Raw genomic sequence first — 22,120 nt, 5'->3', positions numbered from 1 at the left:
GTGAGCCTTTGAGGAGAAAGGTTCAACAACTCGGGAGGAGTTCATGTTCACTTTGCCTATGTCGACCGGCACCAAATCCGGAACCATCGTGAAATCAGCCGTTGCGGGCCTGGTGTTCTTCGGGACCGCTTTTGCAGTGACCGGCCATGCCTCGGCCGATGAAGTTATTGTCGGCCTCGTCACCAAGACGGAGGTCAACCCGTTCTTTGTGAAAATGCGTCAGGCTGCCGAAGCGGAGGCCAAGGCCAAGGGCGTCAAATTGATCGCCCGTGCTGGCAAGTTCGACGGCGACAATGAGGGCCAGGTCACTGCGATCGAGGATCTGATCAGCGCCGGCGCCAAAGGCATATTGGTGACGCCTAACAACTCGACCGGCATGCTGGGTATCATCAAGAAGGCGCGCGATGCAGGGGTCCTCGTGATCGCGCTCGATACGGCGACCGATCCGGCCGAAGCGGTCGACGCCACCTTTGCCACGGATAATTTCGAGGCCGGCGTGCAGCAGGGCGCCTATGCCCGCAAGGCGCTCGGCGACAAGAAGCCGGTGCTGGCCATGCTCGATGGAACGCCTGGCGGCACGGTCGATACGTTCCGCCATAATGGCTATCTGAAGGGCTTCGGGCTTGCCGAGGGCGATCCGGCCATCGCCGGCTCGGCCATCACCAATGGCGCGCAGGACAAGGGCCAGGTCGGCATGGAAAACCTGCTCTCCAAGAACGGCGAGATCAATGCGGTCTACACCATCAACGAGCCAGCCGCCGCCGGCGGCTATGCGGCGTTGAAATCCTTCGGCAAGGAAGCCGATGTCATGCTGACCTCGATTGACGGCGGCTGCGCCGGCGTCCGCGACGTCAAGGCAGGCAAGATCGCCGCGACGGTCATGCAGTTCCCCTACAAGATGGCGGCCATGGGTGTCGACGCGGTCGTCGATTATGCGGCCAGCGGCAAGAAGCCGAGCGGCTTCGTCAATACGGGTTCGTTCCTGATCACCGACAAGCCGGTTGAAGGGATCGACTCCAAGGACACCGAATGGGGCCTCAAGAACTGCTGGGGCGACTGATATTTTGAATCCTCCCGGCGGGACCATGCCGGACAGGCCGTCGGCAAGACGGTATATCTGTATCGGCATGGTCCCGTTCGTTTCCGGCCCGACCCTTGAGGCTGGGAACGCGGCGACTGTTCCAAAGGGCACTTATGAATTCGCCATCGGCACTCTCTTTGGGCGGAACGTCCAGCATTGCCAAGAAGGTCATCGGCACGCCATCGGTGGGCCCATTGCTGGTACTGCTCGCTTTCGGCGTGATCTTTTCCCTGACCAATCCGCGTTTTCTCGCCACGCAAAACCTGTCGATCATTCTCCAGCAGACGGTGATCATCGGCACCTTGGCCATTGGCCAGACCTTGATCATCCTGACCGCCGGCATCGATCTCGCGGTGGGAGCGATATGCGTACTGGGCACCATCCTGGCCGGAAAGCTGGCGAACAGCGGCTATGACCCGATCACGGCCATGGCCCTGGCCGTTCTTGCCTGCACAGCGGCGGGTGTCGCGGCTGGAAGCCTGATCAGCGGCCTGCGCCTGCCGCCTTTCATCGTGACCCTCGGTATATTGGGCATCATCACCGCCGCCCTCAGGTTGATTTCGGCGGGCGGGGCTTTTGCGGTCAACGACGACTTTCTCGGCTGGACGGGAAACACCATCCGCCTGAACGGTTTCGTCGTCACCTACGGCGTCATCATCATGCTCCTCCTCTATGGATTTATCTGGTTTCTTCTCAACCAGACGCAATGGGGACGGCATGTCTACGCGGTCGGCAACAATCCGGAAGCTGCCCGGCTTGTCGGCATACCGGTCGGTCGGCTTCTGCTCTCGGTCTACGTCCTAGCGGCGTTCATTTACGGGATCGCGGCCTGGCTGGCGCTCGGCCGAATCCCCAATGCCGACCCCAATGCCTTGCAGACCGCCAATCTCGATTCCATCACCGCCGTCGTCATCGGCGGCACCAGCCTGTTCGGCGGCCGGGGCGGATTGATCGGCACCCTGATAGGCGCGCTGATCGTCGGCGTCCTGCGCAACGGGCTGACGCTCGCCGGCATTGATCCGCTCTGGCAGGATCTGATCACAGGCATTCTCGTGATCGTGGCGGTCGCGCTCGATCAACTGACCAGGGGGAGGCGGTGATGACGCCTGTCGAGCCGAGAGCGCCAGTGGTGACCACCCCGGGTGGCGTCATCCTCGAAGCCCGCAACGTAGTCAAACGCTACGGCCACGTCACCGCTCTCGACGGTGTCGATTTCGAACTGCGCGCCGGCGAAATCCTGGCGGTGGTCGGTGACAACGGCGCTGGAAAGAGTTCGCTGATCAAGGCGCTGACTGGCGCGATCGTCCCCGACAGCGGCGACATTCTGCTGGACGGCCAACCCGTCCACTTCAAGGGTCCGCTGGAAGCACGCAAGCTCGGCATCGAGACGGTCTACCAGGATCTCGCCGTTGCGGCCGCGCTCGACATCGCCAGCAACCTGTTTCTCGGCCGGGAACGCCGCCGCCCCGGCTTTCTCGGCAATGTGCTGCGCATGCTCGACAAGAAGGGTATGCGCGCGGAGGCGGAGCGCAGCATGGCGGACCTGAAATTCCACCTGCCGTCGATCGGCAGCGCGGTCGAATCGTTGTCAGGCGGCCAGCGTCAGGGCGTCGCGGTCGCCAGAGCGGCATTGTTCGCCAAGAAGCTCGCGATCATGGATGAGCCGACGGCAGCACTCGGCGTGCGCGAAACTGGCCAGGTTCTCGACCTGATCCGGGCGATCCGCCAGCGCGGATTGCCGGTGGTCCTGATCAGCCACAACATGCCGAACGTCTTCGAAATCGCCGACCGCATCCACATCATGCGCCTGGGCAAACGTGCGGCCGTGGTCAGTCCGAAAACCCACACCATGGGCGATGTCGTCGCCATCATGACCGGCGCGGCGAAGTTCGAAGAACCGGCAGCATCAGCTTTTCGCTAATGCAATGTCGCCCAAAAGTGAGCTCGGTCTTGGGAGAACGACATGCATAAAACAAAGACCTAAAGCGGGTCGCCTGAATCCGTTCTGACGCGACACGCTTTAGGACCGCTGTCATAGGCCGAACGCATGTGGTCACCGCGAATTCATGTCGAGCTCGTTAGCCACCATCTCCATTGAGGCTCCCGCTCGACACATAATCAATAGAGGACGTCGCGAAGCAGCTCGAAGATTAGGTCAGAAAGATCGCCTGGTCATGGTGGCTAACGGGTCTTCGCCGGCAAACCCGGATCAATCAGCCTCGCGATCGGTGACGCGATAGAAGCCGTTGCCTGCTTTGATGAAAAGGCCAGGAACGCCAGCTCACGGCGAACAGAAAGACTTCGAGCCTGCCGGCGCTCGGCTATTTTTTCGGATACCAGGCGCCTGAATAGCTGGTCAGTGACCGCATCGTCCGGGTGCATAGTTACGTTCGGAACTTCGCGGGCGGTACTGTCCACAGCAATGCCACTGCCCTTTTTGTGCTGCAGCCGTCCGCGACCCCGATGGGACCTGGCCACATGGAGGCGACCATGCTGGTAAATGAAGCGATGACGGGGAAAGTGCGCTGGTACTCCCCCGATGCGTCGATGCAGGAAGTCGCGCGGGTCATGCGCGATGAGGGTATCGGTTGCGTGCCGATCGGCGAGAACGATCGACCCGTCGGCATGATCATGGATCGCAACGGGGTGTGCGCGGCAGGAACAAATGCACGCTGGTCCCTTTGCCCACCTGGCTATCGATGCGGATGTGCCCGCCGGACTGTTTGACGAAGCCGTAGACTTGGCTGAGTCCGAGCCCTGTTCCCTCGCCATTGCTTTTTGTCGTGAAGAAGGGCTCGAAGACCTGGGCGAGAACTTGCTTGTCCATGCCGTGGCCGGTGTCGCTCAGCGTCAAGCGAACGAACGACGCCGCCAATCCTTTCAGATCGTCCAGATCGTCAGGCGCGTCACTCGTCTCGATCGTGAACCTGCCGTAGTCTGTCATTGCATGCCTGGCGTTGACCGCCAGGTTGAGAATGGCGACGTCGAGCTGATTGGCGTCGATGAGAACCGGACCGAGCGCTGGATCGAGATGACGCTCGATCCTGATGTCGCGGCCGAGGGTCCGCTCCAGCAGAGCGGTGAGCGATCCAATATGTTGGTTGAGATCGACCTTTTCGGGCTCCAGGGACTGACGCCGGGAGAAGGCGAGCAACTGCTGCGTCAGCGCGCCGCCATTTCGCGTGCGCTTCAGCATCTCCTCGATCAGCGTACCGATTTTCGGATCGGCGGGATTGTCCGCAAGCTGCTTTGCCAACTGCCGGAGGCCGGATTCGAAGACGGCGATCAGATTGTTGAAGTCATGAACGATGCCGCCTCCGGATAGAGACAGACGACCTTGAGCCCGCCTTCCGCTTCCATCGTCTCGAGATCGACACCCCAACTGCGCGCGTTGCGAATGAGCTGACCGCGGCTTTCTTCGTAGCCAACCAGTAAGGAGCGTTCGCCGGCCGCGACGCCACCGGCCAGGAAATTGGTCACCAGCAGCGTCTTGCCGGTGCCGGTCGTGCCGCTGACCAGCGTAACGCTGTCGCGGAAGAAGCCCCCGCTCGTCATCCTGTCAAGATCGGCATTGCCGCTCGTTACCCGGGAGAGGTAGAGGCTTAAGGCCGGCCTCCTTAGCCTCGAGAGGCGTCAATCTTCTCGGACAGCCAGGTCTTGATAAGGGACTGATAGGGCACGTCGCGCTTGTTCGCCGCGACCTTGATCCGTTCGAGCAGGCTATTGGGCAGCCGCAACGAGATCGAGGTCGACGACGGCTTGAGGTTGGGCAGGCGGACCCGCTCTGCCTTGCTCCAATCGACATGCTCACTGGAGTCGTTGGACTCCCAGAAGGCGCGCTCCTCGGCCTCCGATGCAAAGGTCGGAACCGGCTTAGCTGTCTTGGTCATAGTAGCCTCGCTCCTTGCGGCTCATATCCCGGGCGGAAATCACCCGGATCTTGGTGTCCTTGTCCCGAAGCGTGAAGGTGATGTGCAGCAGCCTTCCATCATCGGTGCGCCCCAGAGCATGAATTCGTTGCTCGATGGCGCTGTGCTTTGCGTCGGGAACGGTCAGCAACGGCTCGTTGAAGAACACCTGTTCCGCCTCGGCCTGGCTGACGTCGTGCTTGTCGATGCTCTTGCGGGCATTGCCCGCATCCCAGTCGAAGCCGGCAATCCGTTCCCATTCGATCATCGATGTATATTGCCATAATATACGCGGATTTCAAGCTCCGTCAGGCGTGAGCGCTCCACCCAGCAGATTTGGACAGCATAGGGAGAGGAAATGGAGGCAAGGAAAACCCCCTCGCTGATCGGCCAGATCGGTGGCGCTGACGCTCAACCGCCAGCCTCGCAATCCCGGCCGCGTCGTCCGGCGCAGGGCTGAAAGCCCCGCTTGTCCTGCCGGGCAGGGATGCTCACCAGGCAGTTGCACCGGCCCGCCCGCTCCGCGGGCAGGGGGATGTCTTCGGAAGGAAGACGAGAAAGGACCGGTGAAAGGCCGCGTCTGCAACCCTCCAAGGAGCATTCCCATGGAACTGAAATTCGTTGATCCGCGCTCGCTCAAGGACAATCCCGACAAGGCGCGCCGTTCCAAGTCCAGCCCGCAGGCCCCCTGCTGCTGGCGACGATCAAGGCTGTTGGCATCGTGCAGCCGCCCGTCGGGTGCGCTCCGGTCGGGACAATCCCGAATACGACATCAGGCTTCTCATGGCTGATGGCAGGATTAAACACGTCAGAGTATTCGGCCGCGTGATAAAGCACGATACCGGTCGACTGGAATGCGTTGGCGCGGTTCAGGACGTGACACAAAGCCGGCTGTTGGCGCAGGCGCACGACAAACTTAGGTCGGAACTCGCCCACCTCACGAGGGTAATGAGCCTCGGCGCAATGACGGCCTCGATCGCGCATGAGGTCAATCAGCCGCTCTCAGGAATCATTACCAATGCCAGCACGTGCCTTCGCATGCTGGCGGCCGACCCGCCAAACTTCGAGGTCGCGCAAGAAACCGCGCGCCGCACCATCCGCGACGGCAATCGTGCGGCCCGTTCTCCTCGGCGGAAGAGTTTCTAACCTCCGACAATTCGGCAGATAGGCCTCGTTATGCCCGCGGGATCCTGTCGGCGGGGTCATCGCCGCCGCCGTCGGAAACGATCTGGTGCTGGCGCATTCCCATGATCCGCTCAAGACGGCCTAACCTAAGTCCTGATCCTCACTGGCGGACCGGCGATCTATCTGCTCGGGAGCGCCAACTACATGAAGGCGGTCTATCGTGTGGTGCCGGCATCCCAATGGCGGGCGTTCCTGCCCTGCTGCTCCTGATCCCGTCGCCTACACCGTCGACTTGCTCGCTATGGGCTGGCTGACAGAGCTGGCGCACCCACGCCCGGCAGGCATCGAAGAAACGGTGTCCGGTCCTGTCGGGCGGACCTCATTCGGCAATCGTCGTCGGCAGTAGAGCCAAAGTGTGATCGCGGCCCAAACCGGTGCTCATGACCATGTTTACGCTTGGGCCGTATGTGGCTGTTGTCTTTTGATATGGTATCGATAACATGCCTTGCGTGAAGTTGATTCCAACGGGTGGTTCATGAGCGATGCCGGACGCCGCAGAGAGCTTGTGCCCGAGTGTCCAGCGTTTTGCTTGGGCACATCGCTGCCGGCTGGTGGAGCGGCATGATGGCCAAGGCCGCCTCATCGAGACCGGGCGAGAGCCACGCCCCGACGATGGTCGACGTGGCGCGGCGGGCAGGTGTGTCCACCATGACGGTTTCACGCGCCCTGAAAGAGGGCAGCCTCGTTTCCAAGGCCACGCGGGAAAAGATCATGGTCGCGGTCAACGACCTCGGCTACGTGCTCGACCAATCGGCCGGCAGCCTGTCCTCGCGCAAGACTGGATTTGTTGCCGCGATGGTTCCATCACTCAACAATTCCAACTTCGCCGATACGGCGCGCGGCATAACGGATGAACTGGAGAGCACGGGACTCCAGCTTCTGCTCGGCTACACCGACTATACGGTCGAGAAGGAGGAAAAGCTGATCGAAGCGATGCTCCGTCGGCGGCCCGAAGGCATCATTCTGACCGGCGGCGCCCATACGGAGCGCGTCCGCCGGCTTCTTAAAAACGCGGGTATCCCTGTAGTCGAAACCTGGGAGTTGCCGGCGAAACCCATCGATCAGGTGGTCGGATTCTCCAACGAAGAGGCGATGGGGCTTCTCGTCAAGACGCTGGCCAGAAAAGGCTACAATAAATTCGGTTACATCGGTGGCACGACCTCGCGCGACACGCGCGGCAGCCAACGGCGCGAAGGCTTTGTCAGAGCCATTGAGGAACTCGGCCTGCCAACCGGGCGCCTCGTTTCCTTTGGCGTGCCGCCGATATCCATCGAGCAGGGAGGCCAGGCCGTCGTCAGCATGCTGGAGCGCTGGCCGGACACGCAAGCCGTACTCTGCGTTTCGGACCTTTCGGCCTTCGGCGCACTGATGGAATGCAAGCGCCGGGGCATGCGGATCCCGCAGGACATCGCCATTGCCGGCTTCGGCGACTACGAGGTAGCCGCCTTTTGCCATCCCGGCATCACCACCGTGAATGTCGACTGCTACGGCATCGGGCAACAGGCCGCCCGCAGATTGATCCAGGTGATCCGAGGCGACGAGAAACGACACGGCGAAGAAATCGTCCTCACAAGCTATCGCGTCGTCGAGCGCGAAAGCACCTGAGTTCCTGCATCGATTCAAACGCAGCGAAGGGCAGCCCAGCAGCGATGTTCGCGAGACCATCACCCTCACGCATGACGGTGCTTTGAAAGCCGTTGCAGCCGGAGCAGCGCGCGCCGTCACGATGGGCGTGCCGCAATGTCTCGTGGTCGTCGATGCGAGCGGCGAAGTCCTCGCCAGCCTGCGCATGGATGGCGCGCGGTTCCTCAGCATGCGTACGGCGCAGGCGAAGGCGTGCACCGCGGCGTCAATAAACGCCGCTACTGGCGGCATGGCGTTCGAAGCGGCGCTCTCAGCCGGTATCGCATCGCAGGGCGACGTGACCAATTTGCCCGAGGGCTTGCCGATCTGCTTCGGCAGACGCCTTGCGGGCGGCATCGGCGTCGGGTCGGGAACCGGCGAGCAGGATTTCGATGTGGCACACGCCGCCTTGGCGGCGGTTGGCGCCGACGTGATTTAATGCGATGTGCCGATGCGCCTCCAGCGCAACCGAAGGATCTTCAGAACGCGATCTGAACCTTCATGGATTTGTTCCGGTCACCGGCGATGTCGAAAGCCGCGACCGCCTCGTCGAGAGGATAGATGCCCGTCAGTAGCGGTTTGACATCCACCCGGCGGCGATTGATCAGGTCGACGGCGATCCCAAACTCCTCGTGGAAACGGAAAGTGCCCCGCATCTCGATCTCTTTCGCGACGATGAGGTTCTGCGGGATCGACAGATCGCCGCCGAGACCGAGCTGCACGAGCACGCCGCGCGGCTTCAGGACATCGAGCCCTGCACGCACCGCGCGTTCATTGCCGGAGGCCTCGAACATCACGTCGAAACTACCCTTGTCGACATTGTAGGCGGCGAGCTCTTCGCTGTTTGTCGCGACATTGATCGTCCGGTCGGCACCGATCTCCAGGGCCTTCGCCAGCACGCCCTCCATGACATCGGTGGCGACGATCTCGCGCGCGCCGTGGGCTCGTGCGGCGAGGATGCAAAGCGCGCCGATCGGCCCGCAGCCGGTGACCAGAACCCGCTTGCCGAGCAGCGAGCCGGCGCGGTTCATGGCATGCAGCGTCACCGCGAAGGGCTCGGCGAAAGCGGCTTCGTTGATGGAGATGTGGTCGGCTATTCTGTGGCACTGCCACGCCTCGGCGATCAGGCGCTGGCGGAAGGCGCCCTGGATGTGCGGCATCGGCATGGCGCTGCCATAGAAGCGCATGTCGAGGCACTGGTTCTGCATGCCTTGCAGGCAGTAGCGACAGGCATTGCAGGCTCGGCTGGGCGAGATCGCCACACGATCGCCGACCGCAAGTGTGGAGATGCCGTCGCCGAGGGCCCGCACCGTGCCCGCAACCTCATGGCCAAGAATCATGGGTTCACGAAGGCGGATCGCGCCGAAGCCGCCATGGTTGTAATAATGCAGGTCCGAGCCGCAGATGCCGCCAGCCTCGACCGCGATCTCGACCTGTCCGGCGCCAGGGGAGCCCGGATCGGTCTCCTCGATCCGCAGGTCTTTTGCCGCGTGGATGACGATCGACTTCATGATGTGATCCCTTCTCAGACGACCGGTGTCAGCAAGGTCTGTCCGCCGAAATGGGCCGCGAGATTATCGCGAACGAGCTGACCCATGGCCTTGCGGGTCTCCACCGTGCCGCTGGCGTGGTGCGGTTGCAGCACGATGTTGGTAAGCTTCAGGAAGCGCTCGTCGATGGTTGGCTCGTTCCAGAACACGTCGAGCCCGGCACCCTTGATGGCACTGGATTCCAGGGCCGCGAGCAACGCGGTCTCGTCGATCGTGCTGCCGCGCGAAATATTTATGACGATACCGTCTGCTCCAAGCGCTGCCAGGATCGACGCATTAATCATGTGTTTTGTGCTTTCGCCGCCGGCGAGCGTTACGATCAGAAATTCGCTGTCGCGCGCCAGTTCGACCAGATCGCCGACAAAAGTATAAGGAAGATCGTCGCGCTTGCGGTTGTCGAAATAGGAAATCGTGCAGTCGAATGCAGCGGCGCGCTTCGCCACCGCCGCACCGACGCGGCCCATGCCGACAATGCCCAGCCTTTTTCCACAGACACGCGTGACCAGCCCCATATTGCCCTTGCGCCAGCTTCCATCGCGTACATAGGCGTCGGCCTGCGGGATTTTTCGCGCCACGGCGAGCAGCAGCCCGATCCCGATATCGGCTACGTCCTCGGTTAGAACATCAGGTGTATTGGTGACACGAATGCCGTTCGCACTGGCATAGGCAAGGTCGATGGCGTCGGTGCCGACGCCATAGCAGGAAACGATTTCGAGCTGCGGCAGCTTTCTCATCAGCGCAGCACTTGCGCCAAGCTCGCCGCGCGTAGCTATGGCGCGGATCGCGCCGGCGTGGCTTGAGAGCAACGCGTCCTTGTCCTCGGACTGCCAAAGTTTGTGGACGCGATATTTCGCCTCAAGATCTCCCATGTCCCAATCGGGATAGGGACCTGTCATCAAAATGTCGGTCACGGCGTCGTCTCCTGTGCGAACTCATTTTTCCATTGACTATGTTATCGATAACATACATGTCAATAGGGACTGGCGGCAGTGCGTTGGAAATCGTGGCCGCTCAGGAAACATTGCTCAGGAGGAGCATTTGGGCAGTTCATTATTCGATTTGACCGGCATGCGGGCGCTGGTCACCGGCTCGGGACAGGGGATCGGCCTGGCGCTGGCCGAGGGGTTGGCGCAGCACGGCGCCGAAATCGTGCTCAACGGACGCAGCGCCGAAAAGGTCAAAACAGCTGCGGATGCACTGACAGCGAAGGGACACAAGGTCCATAGCGCCGTCTTCGACGTCACCGATCATGCTGCGGTGGCGAACGGCGTCGCGGAGATCGAGGCGACGATCGGCGCCATCGATATCCTTATCAACAATGCCGGCATGCAGTTCCGAATGCCGCTCGAGGATTTCCCCGCCGACAAATGGGAGGAACTCTTGCGCACCAACATCTCCAGCGTGTTCTTCGTGGGACAAGCGGTGGCGCGGCACATGATCCCGCGGCGGCGCGGCAAGATCATCAATATCGCCTCGGTGCAAAGCGAACTGGCACGGACGAACATCGCGCCCTATACGGCCACGAAAGGCGCTGTGCGCAACCTGACGCGCGGAATGTGTGCCGATTGGGCGAAGCATGGCTTGCAGATCAATTCCATTGCGCCGGGTTATTTCAAGACGCCGCTCAACCAGGCGCTGGTCGACAATCCCGAGTTTTCAGCCTGGCTGACCAACCGCACACCGGCGGGTCGTTGGGGCGATGTCGGCGAACTGGTCGGCGCGGCGATCTTTCTGGCTGGACCGGCCTCATCCTTTGTCAATGGACACACGCTCTATGTCGATGGCGGCATCACAACCTGCCTCTGAGTCCTGGTCCATCGTCGTGATGGGTGTCAGCGGCTGCGGCAAGACCAGCATTGGCATCGCGATCGCGGCTCGTCTAGGGCTCGCTTTTGTCGAAGGCGACGCGCTGCACCCGCGCGGGAATGTCGAGAAAATGTCGGCGGGCATACCGCTTACCGACGAGGATCGCTGGCCTTGGCTGGACCTGTTGGGCGCAGCCTTGCGCCATGCACATGAGCAAGGACGCGGGCTCGTCGCGAGTTGCTCGGCGCTGAAGAAATCCTATCGCGATCGCCTTCGCCATGGTGCTATCGGGCCGGTGCTTTTCGTATTTTTGGACGGTTCACGTGCGGTGCTGCAAGCCAGGCTTGCCGAGCGCCGCAGCCACTTCTTTCCGCCAGCGCTGCTCGACAGCCAGTTCGCCACACTGGAGCATCCCGGCGACGAACCGCTGGTGGTCACAGTGGACATCGAGGCGCCTGTCGACACGATTGCCGATAGAGTGTTGCAGGGTCTGGGTACATTTGGGGTCGGCCCTGCCAGATCAAAGAAAGGCACGTTGAAATGACGCAACCAACAAAAGTCGCCGTTGTCGGTGCCGGCATCATGGGGTCGGCGATCGCCACACGCCTGATCGAGACTGGGTTAGCCGTAACGGTATTCGATCTGGACAAGGTCAAGGTTGCAGCGCTGACTGCAAAGGGTGCGGCTGCCGCCGCATCGGTTGCCGAAGCAACGCGAGCGAGCAGCTTCATCGTCCTCAGTCTCAACCATGCCAATATCGTGCGTTCGGTGGTGTTTGGCGATGGTGGTGTCGCTGCTGCGGCGTCGTCGGAAAAGCTGCTGATCGACATGTCGTCGATCGATCCCGTCGACACCGCGCAGATGGCCAGGAAGCTGTCAGCCGAGACCGGCATGAAATGGCTCGACTGCCCGCTTTCGGGCGGCGTTCCCGGCGCGCTGGCCGGCAGGCTGACAGTCATGGCGGGTGGCGAGGCTGAAGACTTCGAACAGGCGCGCACGGTGATGCGGCATCTCTGCACCAACTACACACTGATGGGGCCGAGTGGGGCGGGGCAGACGACAAAGCTGATCAACCAGCTGTTCTGCGCCGTACTGTTCCAGGCTGTCGCCGAAGCCGTGAAGCTTGCCGAAGCCGGCGGCGTAGACCCGAAGGCAATCCCCGCGGCACTCAAGGGCGGGCGGGCCGATTCCAGCATCATGCAGGAATTCATGGCAAAATTCGCTGCCCGGGATTTTTCAGCCACCGGCCGCATCGACAACATGCTGAAGGATCTGGATTCGCTACAGGCCTTCGCGCTGAAAACCAAGACGCCGATGCCGATGACCGGGCAGGTGGTCGAGATCCATCGCCTGCTCTGCGCCGCTGGATTGGGGCCGAACGATTCGGCCGAGATGATGCGTCTGCTCGACGGCAAGACCAGCTGATCCGTTGGCCTTATTCTTTGATGCTTGACGCCTAGAAATGTTATCGATAACATCATTTGGGCGATCTCGGGAGGAACGCATTGTGACCGAGCAAAAACTGATCGAGTTCAAGTCAATTACGAAGGAGTTCGGCGGGACCCGCGCGCTCTCCGACGTGACGCTTGATCTGCACAAGGGCGAGATCCTGGCGCTGCTCGGCGAGAATGGCGCCGGCAAGTCGACGCTGATCAAGACGCTCGCCGGCATCTATCGGCCGGATGGCGGCCAAATCCTGTTTCGCGGCGAGCCCTACCATCATCGCCCGCCGCGGCCGAACCAGCGCCAGCCCGTAGCCTTCATTCACCAGGATCTAGGTCTTATCGAATGGATGACGGTCGGCGAGAATGTCGGCCTGGCCCAAGGCTTTTCGCTTCGCTCTGGCCTGATCGACTGGCGATCGACCGAGGCGAGGGCGCAGGAGGCGTTAAAGCTGGTCGGCTGTGATTTCGACCCGACGACGCGGGTCCAGGATCTGACCCGTACAGAAAAGTCGCTGGTTGCCATCGCTCGCGCCTTGGCTACCGAGGCCGATGTGCTGGTGCTCGACGAGCCGACCGCCAGCCTTCCCGCCGACGAGGTCGAGCGGCTGTTCGACGCCATCCGTCCGCTCAAGCAGCGCGGCGTCGGCATGATCTATGTCTCGCATCGCCTCGATGAAATTTTCCGCATCGCCGATCGCGTCGCCGTGCTGCGCGACGGCAGGCTGGTCGGCGAGAAGAAAGTCGCCGATACAAAACCGGACGAACTGGTCGAGATGATCGTCGGCCGTCCGGTCAGCCAGGTTTTCAGCAAGGCTCAAACGCAGGCCGGCGAGACGATCTGTGCTGTCCGCGACCTTGTCTGCGCCGGTGCCGGCCCGGTGTCTTTTGACGTACGCAAGGGTGAGTTGCTCGGCCTGGTCGGCCTGCGCGGTGCCGGGCAGGAACTGGTTGGCCGCGCGCTGTTTGGCTGCCAGGCCTTTTCCGGCACGGTGACGATCCGCGGGGCTGTGCCGGACCTGTCCAGCCCGATCGCGGCGATGTCGTCCGGCATCGGCCTGATCGCGCGTGACAGGACCGAAGAATCAATCGCTGGATCCTTGTCGATTCGAGAGAACAGTTTCCTCAATCCCGGCGCCGGCAAGCGCGGCCTGTTTTCCTTCCTTGCGCCTCACAGGGAGGCTGCGCTGGCGCAGGCGATCGGCAGTTCCGTCGGGCTGCGCCCCAACGATCCGAACCTGCCGATAGAGGCGCTGTCGGGTGGCAACCAGCAAAAGGTGGTCGTCGGGCGCTGGCTCCACACCGGCCGTACATTGCTGATCGCCGAGGATCCGACCGCCGGCGTCGATGTCGGCGCCAAGGCAGAGATTTATCGGCTGATCGGCCGCGCGCTTGAAGCCGGCCTCGCCGTCGTCGTGGTGTCGACTGATTTCGAGGAGATTGCCCACATCTGCCACCGCGCTTTGGTGTTTTCGCGAGGACAGATCGTTCGCGAACTCACCGGCAAAGACCTCACCACATCGGCCGTGATCACCGCGGCATCGGCTTCCGAAGCCGCCTGATCTTTCTGGGAGCGAACTCATGCAATCGATCGAATCCAGCGCCCTCGAACCGACCCGCGGCGAGATGGCTGATTTGTCCATGGGGCAGAAGGTCATCCGGCTGCTGCCGGTCTACGGGCTGGTTATCCTGACGGTGTTGCTGATCCTGTTGTTTTCGATCCTGCTGCCGAACACGTTCCCGACGCTGCTTAACCTGCGCTCGATCATCTCCGACAAGGCGATTATTGCGCTGTTGTCGCTGGCGGCGATGATCCCGATGGCGTCGGGACGCATCGACCTCACCGTCGGCTACGGCATTGTGCTGTGGCACATCCTGGCCATCAGTCTGCAGACCATGTTCGGCATTCCGTGGCCGCTGGCAGTGATGATAGTGCTGGTTCTCGGCGCCGCGACCGGCTTCCTCAACGGCCTGCTGGTCGAAGTCGCCCGCATCGACTCTTTCATCGCCACGCTGGGCACCGGCACCGTGCTCTATTCCTTGGCGCTTTGGCACACTGGCGGCCGGCAGGTTGTCGGCGTGTTGCCCAACGGCTTCTACGCGCTCAACGGCACGATGGTGTTCGGGCTGCCGATCACCGGCCTCTACGTGCTTGGCATCGCCGTCGCACTGTGGATCATTCTCGAATATCTGCCGATCGGCCGCTACGTTTATGCCATCGGCGCCAACCCGAAGGCGGCTGCTCTCAATGGCATTCCGGTGCGCCGCTTCGTCATTGGGGCGTTCATCTCCTCGGGCTTCCTGACGGCGCTGACAGGAGTGTTGCTCGCCTCCAAGCTTCGCATTGGCCAAGCCAGCGTCGGACTGGAGTATCTGCTGCCGGCTCTCGTCGGCGCCTTTCTCGGCTCGACCACGATCAAGCCTGGACGAGTCAACGTCTGGGGCACGATGACGGGCGTCATCATCCTGGCGGTCGGCATTTCCGGTATCCAGCAGTTCGGCGGCTCGTTCTTCGTCGAGCCATTGTTCAACGGCGTCACGCTGCTCGTCGCCATAGGCATAGCCGGCTACGCCCAGCGCAAGCGCGGCGCAGCGCAAAGAAACAGGACCAAGACCGTCGCGCAGCCCTCGAAGTGACAAATCGAGCCAAACCCGTGGATCATGGAATGAACGACTACGAGGTTCTCGACGATCGGTTCGGCAAGCTGATGATCGGGCATGCCAAGCTCGAACGGCTATGGACCGGTAGCCGTTGGGCGGAAGGACCGGTGTATGTCCCCGCCGCAAGGCATTTGCTGTGGTCGGACATCCCGAACGATCGGCTGCTGCGCTACGACGAAAGCGATGGTTCCGTCAGCATCTTCGAGGCCCGTTGTAACTACCAGAACGGCCACACACTCGACCGCGAAGGCCGCGTCGTTGCTTGCGAGCATGGCGGGCGCCGTGTCTCCCGGCTCGAGCATGACGGGCGTTGGCAGACGCTTGTCGAAACCGTTGCAGGCAAGCGGTTCAATTCACCCAATGACGTGGTGGTCAAATCCGACGGTACGATCTGGTTCACCGACCCGGTCTACGGCATCCAAAGCCACTACGAGGGCAAGATCGCCAGAGCGGAGATCGGCGGCTCCCATGTCTACCGGTTCGATGAGCTTTCGGGCGAGGTGAGCGCCGTTGTCACCGACATGGTGCAGCCGAACGGCCTGGCTTTTTCGCCCGACGAGACGATCCTCTACGTGTCGGACAGCGGCGCCAGCCATGTGCCCGGCCTGCCGCGCGCGATCAAGGCCTATGACCTTGCCGCCGATGGCCGGTCGGCGCGCGCAGGCGGCATCTTCGCCGAGTGCGGGGCAGGCCTCTTCGATGGTTTTCGCGTCGATCGCGACGGCAACATCTGGGCCTCCAGCGCCGACTCGGTGCGCGTCCATGCGCCGGACGGAACCCTGATCGGCCGTATCCTGGTTCCCGAGCTCGTTTCCAATGTCTGTTTCGGCGGTCCCAAGCGCAACCGCCTCTACATCACTGCGCAGACATCCCTTTACTCCATCTACGTCAACGCACATCCGGCCGGCGTTGGTCCGGTGGCGGGCGACATCAGCCGGTGACATGTCGTCAACTCCAATCGAAAGCCGAGTTTTGAAAGACCATGCAATTTCTTGAAACCAAGGGAGGTACCAACATGCAACGCAGAACATTCCTGAAATCATCCGTCGCCTTGATGGCCATGACAATCGCTGCTCCTGTCCTGTTCGCCGGCCAGGCACGGGCGGACGCCACAGCCGACGCCATGGCGGTCGTCCAGAAATATGCGCAGAAGGTCACGGCTTGGGATGGCCCGACCACCGGTCCGAAGGCGCAGCAAGGCAAGACGATCGTCGTGCTCGCCGGCGACCTCAAGAACGGCGGCATCCTGGGCGTCACCAACGGCGTCGAGGAAGCAGCCAAGGCGATAGGCTGGGAGGTCAAGGTGATTGACGGCGCCGGCTCGATCGGCGGCCGCACCGCTGCCTTCGGCCAAGCCATGGCGTTGAAGCCGAATGGCATCGTCATCAACGGTTTTGACGCGGTCGAGCAGGCGCCGGCGCTGGAACAGGCCAAGGTCGCAGGTATCCCGTTGGTCTCCTGGCATGCCGGACCGGTGATCGGGCCCGACCAGAAAAGCGGCGTGTTCGCCAACGTGTCGACGGATGCCATGCAAGTCTCCACGGCCGCGGCCGACTGGGCCTACGCCGATGCCAATGGCAAGCCCGGCGTCGTCATCTTCACCGATTCGACCTACGCCATCGCCGTCGCCAAGGCAGACAAGATGAAGGCGGAGATCGAGCGGCTGGGCGGCAAGGTGCTCGAATATGTCGACACGCCGATCGCCGAGACTTCGCAGCGCATGCCGCAGCTGACCACTTCGCTGCTGCAGAAGTACGGCGATGCCTGGACGCATTCGCTGGCGATCAACGATCTCTATTTCGACTTCATGGGACCCTCACTTGCCGCCGCCGGCAAAGCCGGCACCGACGCGCCGATCAATGTCGCCGCCGGCGACGGTTCGGAATCGGCCTATCAGCGCATTCGCGCCGGTCAGTTCCAGAAGGTGACCGTCGCCGAACCGCTCAACTTGCAGGGCTGGCAATTGGTCGACGAGCTGAACCGCGCCATCGCTGGCGAAAAAAGGTCGGGCTATCTGTCGCCGCTGCATGTGGTGACGGCCGACAATGTCGAGTTCGACGGTGGGCCGAATAACGCATTCGACCCCGGCAATGGCTACCGCGACGCATACAAGAAGATCTGGGGCAAGTAGGACGCCCGGCGATGCGGGCGCAATACGCGATGCGCCCGCATCTCATTCGCACGACAAATCCACGAATTGCACCGCGACCTGCCCTTGCCGGCCGGCGGCCATCCCAAGCGCAGAAAATCAGGAAATCCTCGCCATGATCATTCGCTACGCCCTGTTCGAAGGCGAAATCCACCCCGGACGCGAGAGCGAATTCCGGCGCTTTGTCAGGGAAAGGCTAGTGCCGTTGTGGACGCAATTTCCTGGAGCCGAGGAGGTGCGCGTTCTGGATGGCACGGCACGGGATGAGGGCGCCCCCGTCTATGCCATGGCGCTCGCCATCCGTTATCACGACATGGACGCCTGCAAGAAGGCGCTGCAGTCCGACGTTCGCTTTCAGAGCCGCGATGCGACTGGAGAGCTGCTCAAGATGTTCACCGGCCGTGTGCATCACCATGTTTTCGAGGCGAACGAGTTTCCAACCGCTCGATAGGATGATCAAAAAAGCGCCACACGACAATCGCCGACGTTAAAGCCCAGACGCCTTGGTGAGGTTGGTCCGCAAGATGGGAGTCTTTGAGCGACCCCGAGGGGAAGGTCGTTCGCGCAAGACGAATTCACGCCGATGACCCTTTCGAGACCTTGCGGAGCCGAATTCTCTTTTTGGAAGTCGGCATTAGCCGGAACCAGCATTCGCGCGGGCTTCTCCAAGCCGCCGATCAGCGGCAGGGAAGCGGCATGGCCCTAGCCTGCTTGGGCGTGGCGAACGTCCACACGGGGCGGTGCTGACGTCGCGACTTTGCGAAGCTGAAAGACTTCCGTCGCTTCGCCGCGCCCGCGCAACCTGTGCTTGCCCGCCGGGATCGTTTCGAACTTTTCGTCGAGCCGCGAAACAGCCTCGCCGGAAATCGCGATGGCGGTCGCGGCATCTGGTGCGAGCAACTTGCCGAGTTCCTGAAGCCGCTGGCTGATGTTTACGGTGTCGCCGACGATTGTGTAGTTCACGCGATCGGATGCGCCGATATTGCCGACGATGACGGAGCCCGTGTGGATGCCGATGCGGACATGAAGAGGAGGCCGGCCTTCGCCAGCCGCTTCCAGATTGTCCTTGTCCAGCTCCTCGCGGATCGCCGCGGCGGCGCGGACGGCCGCCGGGGCATGGCCCTTCAGACGATCCGGCGCGCCGAAGAACGCCAGCATGCCATCGCCCAGGAACTTGTCGACCGTACCGCCATGTGCATCGACCGCGCCACACAGGATCTCGAAGTGGTGGTTCAGCAGCCTGGCCGCGGCTGCGGCGTCCATCTGCTCCGACAGCGTGGTGAACCCGACGATGTCGGTAAACATGACGGTGACGACTGCTTCGCGCGGTTCGGCGATGCCGACCTCTCCGGTGCGCACCAGCTTGGCCACCAGCGAGCGCGGAATATAGGTCGAGAATGCACGCAGACCGATCAGCATGGCGTTGAAGGCCGAAGCCTGGTTGTCCAACTCCAGAACCCTGCTGCGCGGCAGCGGAGTCACGCCGTCGAGATCGAAATCGGCAACGCGCATGGCCTGGCCGGCGATCGCCTGGATCGGTCGCGACAGGCGCCTCCCAAGCAGGATCGCGACGATGACCGCCACGGCCATCGCCCCAAGACCGAGCAGGGCCGATCCCAACACGCGCTCGATCTCCTTGCTGATCTGACTGGTCTCGAAATACGCGCCGAGCGTCCAGGGCCTGTCGCCATAGCCTGCGATCTTGCGGGTGATGGCGATGTAGGTGGCGTCGCCGCTCCACTCGGACGCATTGTCCACGCTGCGGTCGATCTCGGCGATTTCTATGTCGCGGGCGCGGCGCGTGTCGAAATCCCGCTCTACCTTCCGCGCGCTATAGGCGGCCAATACCGGATCGCCATACGTGGCCAGCGGCGTCAGCGGCAGGACGCCGTTCTTCAGAGCGTCGGGATCGGCCAGCCTTTGGTCGGCGAGCACGCGGTCTTCGCCATCGAGAATGAAGGCATGCGTGCCAAATCGCGATGATAGCTCCCGCGTGATATCGGACAGTTTCTGCAATTCGACCGCCGCGATCACCCAGGCCTGCGTCACGCCATCACGTGCCAGCGGCACTGAGACATGCGCGTACAGGCCGAACTCGTTGGCTACGAATGCCCCCCATTGCCTGCCGCCGACCCGTCTGCGTTGTTCGAGGGCGGCGCGGACTTGGGGCGACTTCTCGGGCTTGGCCGGAAAATGCTCGATGGCGCCCGTTGCAACGTTGTTTTCGACTGAGCGCGCGGCGCCGCGGCAGACCAGGTCGGGGGTGCAGATCAGCATCGCCTCGACCCCCGAGGCGGTAGCCAGAGCACCGGCAACAGCTGCAGACATCGCCTCGTCGTCGATCTGGAACTCGCCCTGGGCATACAGCTGCGCGATGCCGTCGACCGCGTTCTCGGCGTCCCCCATCTCTGCGCGCAGCGAGTCCTCCATCGCATCGATCAGGAGTGTCGACTGGGCGCCGAGCAAGTCGAACGTGTTGCGAAAATTGGCGCCGACCGACAACGCGAGCACGCCCCCGACCGACAGGAATATGAGGCTGCCAAAACTCAACGCCATGATGACCGCAATAGGGATGCGACGCCGCTTCTTTTCGGGGCGGGCCAGACGCACTGGTTGTGCGGACGTGCTCATGCAACAAGTGTCGCAATGCGCCACCGAATTGCAAGCCCCGTGACGGCTTTAAAGAGGGCGCACCCCGAATGCACGAGCCTCCTTGCTTCCGTGCCCAGCGCATCACCCGAATGTCCACTTCGGAAGATGTTTCTCAATTTCTGTTCATCGCGCGCCCGTTCCGGTTCAGATCGATCGCAGCAATGTGAGGCTTCCACCCGACCGTTGCTCATCCATGGCAGCCGCAATGAACGGCTATTCACAAAGCGGACCTTTGGTGAGGACAGAAATTGCCGCTTGCCCCGATGCAGCCATGGAAGGAGAGTCCATGTCAGGACGCACATCAGATCAGGATGGTGCAGGGAGGCTCGGCGGACCCCGACACCTCGACTACGACGCCACGGCGGTGCAATTGCGGTGCTACTACGATCCGCGCCACGCATGCCTCCCAAGCGTTGGCTATTGTCATTGCATTTTGGCTGGCGGCAGATCGAGCCATAGCAAATCCGCCTCCAGCTCGCGCCAGTCCTTGCTATGTGCGCGGCTTAATAATTGATGCTAATTCCAACGGAACCATAAACTGCCCCAACATACAATTCGCTAAAATGCCCCGGAACCTATTGCTGCTCTGCGTCTTGAGTCGCCGTCGGAGGGTGCATGCGTAACGCCACAGACGGGCTTTCTTTCATTGAGTTCCAGTCGCCGACGCTGGTCGAGAATGCGCCCGAGGGCGGCGAATGGCTTCATGAGATCAAGTACGACGGCTACCGCACCGAACTGATCATTGAGGGCGGCAAAGCGAGAGCCTTCACGCGCCGTGGCTACGACTGGTCGCACCGATACCGACGAATTGTTCAAGCGGCGGCGGGCTTGCCGGTGAAGGCGGCGATCATCGACGGGGAGGCTGTCGTTCTCGGCGACACTGGCCTGCCGGACTACCAAGCGTTGGAACGGGAGTTGGGCAACCCAGACTCGCCGAGGCTCATCTTCTACGCATTCGACCTGCTGCACCTCAACGGGCGCGATCTGCGGCAGCAGCCGCTGGTAAGGCGTAAGGCAGCCCTAGAGAAGCTGCTGAAGAACTCAGCCCCGACATTGACCTACGCCGAACATCTGGAGTTGGGCGGCACGGACGTGTTTGAACATGCCTGCCGTATGGGGTTGGAGGGCATCGTCTCCAAGCGCACCGATGCCACCTACCGCTCAGGGATCCAGACCAGTTGGCTCAAGGTGAAGTGCATCAAGAGCGACACTTTCCCCATCGTGGCATTTGTCGAGAAGCTGGGCGCTCACCCGCGCCGCATCGCATCCCTCTACATCGGTCGCCGCGAGGGCGACCGACTGCTCTATGCCGGGAAGGCCCGCAGCGGCTACACCTTGAGCGTTGCTCAACTGGTTCGAGAGCGGCTCGACCCGCTGATCATCAGCAAGTCGCCTCTGTCAGAGCCCATCGTGAAGCCGAAGGCGACGTGGGTCAGACCAGAGGTGCTGGCCGAGGTACAGTTCAGCGGCGTCACTGATCGCGGCGTGTTGCGCGAGGCAGTATTCAAGGGTCTGCGAGAAGACCTCGTGGCGATCCCGGCCAAGCCTCCGGCGCCATCAAAGCGACGTGGACCAGCCCAGGAACATGGCGTTCCCAGCGTGAACATCCTGCAACTGCTGCCCGACGCGGTCTCGCCCTCCAAGGAAGAGCTTGCGCGCTACTGGCAGAGGGTTGCCGACTACGCACTCGTCCATCTCGGCCACCGACCGCTGAAGCTGGTCCGCCATGCTCTCGGGGCAACCTTCTACCACAAGGGCGCGCTGCCGAAGATCCCCGCAGCAGTGCATCAGTTGCGCGTTCAAAAGCGCGAGGGTGGCGAAGGTGTGCGCGTGTGGGTGGACGACCTTGCCGGCTTGCTGGGGCTGGTCGAGATGGACGCGGTAGAGCTGCATCCCTGGAACGCTACTGTTGACGACATCGAACATGCCGACCGGGTTGTTCTGGACCTTGATCCGGGCGAGGGGGTCGAGTGGGATGAAGTGATCGAGACCGCGCTAACGCTCCGCGACATCATGGAAGCGGAAGGTCTGCAGAGCTGGCCGAAGGTGACGGGCGGCAAGGG

Annotated in this window: 23 protein-coding genes; 16 read left to right on the top strand and 7 right to left on the bottom strand. The window is 62.1% G+C overall.

What is annotated here, in order from left to right; genetic code table 11:
* Nucleotides 1–43: 43 nt before the first annotated feature.
* The 4 genes from NKH41_RS20685 (at nt 44) to NKH41_RS20670 (ending at nt 3,808) form a co-directional block, all read left to right on the top strand.
* Entirely contained in the window at nt 44–1,060 is a 1,017-nt protein-coding gene (locus NKH41_RS20685) for a substrate-binding domain-containing protein (protein WP_352933563.1), read from the top strand.
* 134 nt (nt 1,061–1,194) lie between these two features.
* The gene (locus NKH41_RS20680) at nt 1,195–2,181 is read left to right on the top strand and encodes an ABC transporter permease (RefSeq protein ID WP_352933560.1); all 987 of its coding nucleotides are present in this window, start codon (nt 1,195–1,197) and stop codon (nt 2,179–2,181) included.
* Nucleotides 2,181–3,002 carry an ATP-binding cassette domain-containing protein gene (locus tag NKH41_RS20675; RefSeq protein ID WP_352933557.1) on the top strand — a complete coding sequence of 274 codons (822 nt, stop codon included), beginning with the start codon at nt 2,181–2,183 and terminating at the stop codon, nt 3,000–3,002. Before NKH41_RS20680 ends, NKH41_RS20675 begins: the two co-directional genes overlap by 1 nt.
* A 542-nt stretch (nt 3,003–3,544) precedes the next feature.
* Nucleotides 3,545–3,808 (top strand): CBS domain-containing protein, encoded by a 264-nt coding sequence (locus NKH41_RS20670; protein WP_352933749.1) that lies wholly within the window; start codon nt 3,545–3,547, stop codon nt 3,806–3,808.
* Here the strand turns inward: NKH41_RS20670 and NKH41_RS20665 are convergent.
* The 4 genes from NKH41_RS20665 to NKH41_RS20650 form a co-directional block, all read right to left on the bottom strand.
* Complete coding sequence (locus tag NKH41_RS20665; RefSeq protein ID WP_352933555.1) at nt 3,711–4,337, bottom strand: sensor histidine kinase; 627 nt, start codon at nt 4,335–4,337, stop codon at nt 3,711–3,713. The genes NKH41_RS20670 and NKH41_RS20665 overlap by 98 nt on opposite strands.
* 29 nt (nt 4,338–4,366) lie before the next feature.
* Complete coding sequence (locus tag NKH41_RS20660) at nt 4,367–4,636, bottom strand: ATPase domain-containing protein (RefSeq protein WP_502906030.1); 270 nt, start codon at nt 4,634–4,636, stop codon at nt 4,367–4,369.
* A gap of 62 nt (nt 4,637–4,698) precedes the next feature.
* Entirely contained in the window at nt 4,699–4,971 is a 273-nt protein-coding gene (locus NKH41_RS20655) for a BrnA antitoxin family protein (protein WP_352474883.1), read from the bottom strand.
* Nucleotides 4,955–5,257, bottom strand: a complete 303-nt coding sequence (locus NKH41_RS20650) for a BrnT family toxin (RefSeq protein ID WP_352474884.1) — start codon at nt 5,255–5,257, stop codon at nt 4,955–4,957. The genes NKH41_RS20655 and NKH41_RS20650 overlap by 17 nt, the downstream gene beginning before the upstream one ends.
* Before the next feature lie 515 nt (nt 5,258–5,772).
* Here NKH41_RS20650 and NKH41_RS20645 point away from each other — a divergent pair.
* From NKH41_RS20645 to NKH41_RS20635, 3 genes are all read left to right on the top strand, one after another.
* Complete coding sequence (locus tag NKH41_RS20645; RefSeq protein WP_502906029.1) at nt 5,773–6,135, top strand: histidine kinase dimerization/phospho-acceptor domain-containing protein; 363 nt, start codon at nt 5,773–5,775, stop codon at nt 6,133–6,135.
* Between the two features lie 651 nt (nt 6,136–6,786).
* The gene (locus NKH41_RS20640) at nt 6,787–7,779 is read left to right on the top strand and encodes a LacI family DNA-binding transcriptional regulator (protein WP_352933746.1); all 993 of its coding nucleotides are present in this window, start codon (nt 6,787–6,789) and stop codon (nt 7,777–7,779) included.
* Nucleotides 7,780–7,861: 82 nt separating this feature from the next.
* Nucleotides 7,862–8,236, top strand: coding sequence for a GlcG/HbpS family heme-binding protein (locus tag NKH41_RS20635; protein WP_502906028.1), 375 nt, complete (start codon nt 7,862–7,864; stop codon nt 8,234–8,236).
* 40 nt (nt 8,237–8,276) lie between these two features.
* Here NKH41_RS20635 and NKH41_RS20630 read toward each other — a convergent pair whose 3' ends face one another.
* Both NKH41_RS20630 and NKH41_RS20625 read right to left on the bottom strand, forming a co-directional pair.
* A complete protein-coding gene (locus tag NKH41_RS20630; RefSeq protein WP_352685445.1) occupies nt 8,277–9,308 on the bottom strand; it encodes an L-idonate 5-dehydrogenase in 1,032 nt (343 codons plus the stop codon).
* 14 nt (nt 9,309–9,322) lie between these two features.
* A complete protein-coding gene (locus tag NKH41_RS20625; protein WP_352933740.1) occupies nt 9,323–10,243 on the bottom strand; it encodes a 2-hydroxyacid dehydrogenase in 921 nt (306 codons plus the stop codon).
* 172 nt (nt 10,244–10,415) lie between these two features.
* Here NKH41_RS20625 and NKH41_RS20620 point away from each other — a divergent pair, with 172 nt between their 5' ends.
* The 8 genes from NKH41_RS20620 to NKH41_RS20585 all read left to right on the top strand — a co-directional run bounded on the left by NKH41_RS20620 (nt 10,416) and on the right by NKH41_RS20585 (nt 17,856).
* On the top strand, nt 10,416–11,153 hold the full coding sequence (locus NKH41_RS20620) for an SDR family oxidoreductase (RefSeq protein WP_352771297.1): 738 nt from the start codon (nt 10,416–10,418) through the stop codon (nt 11,151–11,153).
* Nucleotides 11,122–11,697, top strand: a complete 576-nt coding sequence (locus tag NKH41_RS20615; protein WP_352780460.1) for a gluconokinase — start codon at nt 11,122–11,124, stop codon at nt 11,695–11,697. The genes NKH41_RS20620 and NKH41_RS20615 overlap by 32 nt, the downstream gene beginning before the upstream one ends.
* On the top strand, nt 11,694–12,578 hold the full coding sequence (locus NKH41_RS20610) for an NAD(P)-dependent oxidoreductase (protein WP_352780458.1): 885 nt from the start codon (nt 11,694–11,696) through the stop codon (nt 12,576–12,578). Before NKH41_RS20615 ends, NKH41_RS20610 begins: the two co-directional genes overlap by 4 nt.
* Nucleotides 12,579–12,660: 82 nt before the next feature.
* On the top strand, nt 12,661–14,157 hold the full coding sequence (locus NKH41_RS20605) for a sugar ABC transporter ATP-binding protein (protein ID WP_352780456.1): 1,497 nt from the start codon (nt 12,661–12,663) through the stop codon (nt 14,155–14,157).
* Nucleotides 14,158–14,176: 19 nt separating this feature from the next.
* Entirely contained in the window at nt 14,177–15,232 is a 1,056-nt protein-coding gene (locus NKH41_RS20600; RefSeq protein ID WP_352450612.1) for an ABC transporter permease, read from the top strand.
* Nucleotides 15,233–15,261: 29 nt separating this feature from the next.
* The gene (locus tag NKH41_RS20595) at nt 15,262–16,197 is read left to right on the top strand and encodes an SMP-30/gluconolactonase/LRE family protein (RefSeq protein WP_352933550.1); all 936 of its coding nucleotides are present in this window, start codon (nt 15,262–15,264) and stop codon (nt 16,195–16,197) included.
* 74 nt (nt 16,198–16,271) lie between these two features.
* Nucleotides 16,272–17,387 (top strand): substrate-binding domain-containing protein, encoded by a 1,116-nt coding sequence (locus tag NKH41_RS20590; RefSeq protein ID WP_352933547.1) that lies wholly within the window; start codon nt 16,272–16,274, stop codon nt 17,385–17,387.
* 133 nt (nt 17,388–17,520) lie between these two features.
* A complete protein-coding gene (locus NKH41_RS20585) occupies nt 17,521–17,856 on the top strand; it encodes a hypothetical protein (protein ID WP_352933544.1) in 336 nt (111 codons plus the stop codon).
* A 251-nt stretch (nt 17,857–18,107) separates the two neighbouring features.
* On the opposite strand, the gene NKH41_RS20580 is transcribed toward NKH41_RS20585, so the two are convergent.
* Entirely contained in the window at nt 18,108–20,036 is a 1,929-nt protein-coding gene (locus NKH41_RS20580; RefSeq protein WP_352933542.1) for an adenylate/guanylate cyclase domain-containing protein, read from the bottom strand.
* Nucleotides 20,037–20,672: 636 nt separating this feature from the next.
* Here NKH41_RS20580 and ligD point away from each other — a divergent pair.
* Nucleotides 20,673–22,120, top strand: a 1,448-nt coding sequence (gene ligD, locus NKH41_RS20575) for a DNA ligase D (RefSeq protein WP_352933539.1), incomplete at its 3' end; no start/stop codon positions are given.

This window comes from Mesorhizobium sp. M1169, from assembly GCF_040318345.1.
In the GTDB taxonomy this organism is placed as follows: Bacteria; Pseudomonadota; Alphaproteobacteria; order Rhizobiales; family Rhizobiaceae; genus Mesorhizobium.
The sequence above is the reverse complement of the archived record's forward strand: the minus strand, read 5'-3'. Positions and strand labels throughout refer to the sequence as shown.

Bases quoted from the DNA above. Each gene is read 5' to 3' on its own strand.
- NKH41_RS20655 (WP_352474883.1), bottom strand. From the start codon at position 4,971: ATGACCAAGACAGCTAAGCCGGTTCCGACCTTTGCATCGGAGGCCGAG.
- NKH41_RS20615 (WP_352780460.1), top strand. From the start codon at position 11,122: ATGTCGATGGCGGCATCACAACCTGCCTCTGAGTCCTGGTCCATCGTC.
- NKH41_RS20685 (WP_352933563.1), top strand. From the start codon at position 44: ATGTTCACTTTGCCTATGTCGACCGGCACCAAATCCGGAACCATCGTG.
- NKH41_RS20650 (WP_352474884.1), bottom strand. From the start codon at position 5,257: ATGATCGAATGGGAACGGATTGCCGGCTTCGACTGGGATGCGGGCAAT.
- NKH41_RS20670 (WP_352933749.1), top strand. From the start codon at position 3,545: ATGGGACCTGGCCACATGGAGGCGACCATGCTGGTAAATGAAGCGATG.
- NKH41_RS20645 (WP_502906029.1), top strand. From the start codon at position 5,773: ATGGCTGATGGCAGGATTAAACACGTCAGAGTATTCGGCCGCGTGATA.
- NKH41_RS20660 (WP_502906030.1), bottom strand. From the start codon at position 4,636: ATGACGAGCGGGGGCTTCTTCCGCGACAGCGTTACGCTGGTCAGCGGC.
- NKH41_RS20680 (WP_352933560.1), top strand. From the start codon at position 1,195: ATGAATTCGCCATCGGCACTCTCTTTGGGCGGAACGTCCAGCATTGCC.
- NKH41_RS20675 (WP_352933557.1), top strand. From the start codon at position 2,181: ATGACGCCTGTCGAGCCGAGAGCGCCAGTGGTGACCACCCCGGGTGGC.
- NKH41_RS20600 (WP_352450612.1), top strand. From the start codon at position 14,177: ATGCAATCGATCGAATCCAGCGCCCTCGAACCGACCCGCGGCGAGATG.
- NKH41_RS20580 (WP_352933542.1), bottom strand. From the start codon at position 20,036: ATGAGCACGTCCGCACAACCAGTGCGTCTGGCCCGCCCCGAAAAGAAG.
- NKH41_RS20585 (WP_352933544.1), top strand. From the start codon at position 17,521: ATGATCATTCGCTACGCCCTGTTCGAAGGCGAAATCCACCCCGGACGC.
- NKH41_RS20590 (WP_352933547.1), top strand. From the start codon at position 16,272: ATGCAACGCAGAACATTCCTGAAATCATCCGTCGCCTTGATGGCCATG.
- NKH41_RS20620 (WP_352771297.1), top strand. From the start codon at position 10,416: ATGCGGGCGCTGGTCACCGGCTCGGGACAGGGGATCGGCCTGGCGCTG.
- NKH41_RS20630 (WP_352685445.1), bottom strand. From the start codon at position 9,308: ATGAAGTCGATCGTCATCCACGCGGCAAAAGACCTGCGGATCGAGGAG.
- NKH41_RS20595 (WP_352933550.1), top strand. From the start codon at position 15,262: ATGAACGACTACGAGGTTCTCGACGATCGGTTCGGCAAGCTGATGATC.
- NKH41_RS20610 (WP_352780458.1), top strand. From the start codon at position 11,694: ATGACGCAACCAACAAAAGTCGCCGTTGTCGGTGCCGGCATCATGGGG.
- NKH41_RS20640 (WP_352933746.1), top strand. From the start codon at position 6,787: ATGGTCGACGTGGCGCGGCGGGCAGGTGTGTCCACCATGACGGTTTCA.
- NKH41_RS20625 (WP_352933740.1), bottom strand. From the start codon at position 10,243: ATGACAGGTCCCTATCCCGATTGGGACATGGGAGATCTTGAGGCGAAA.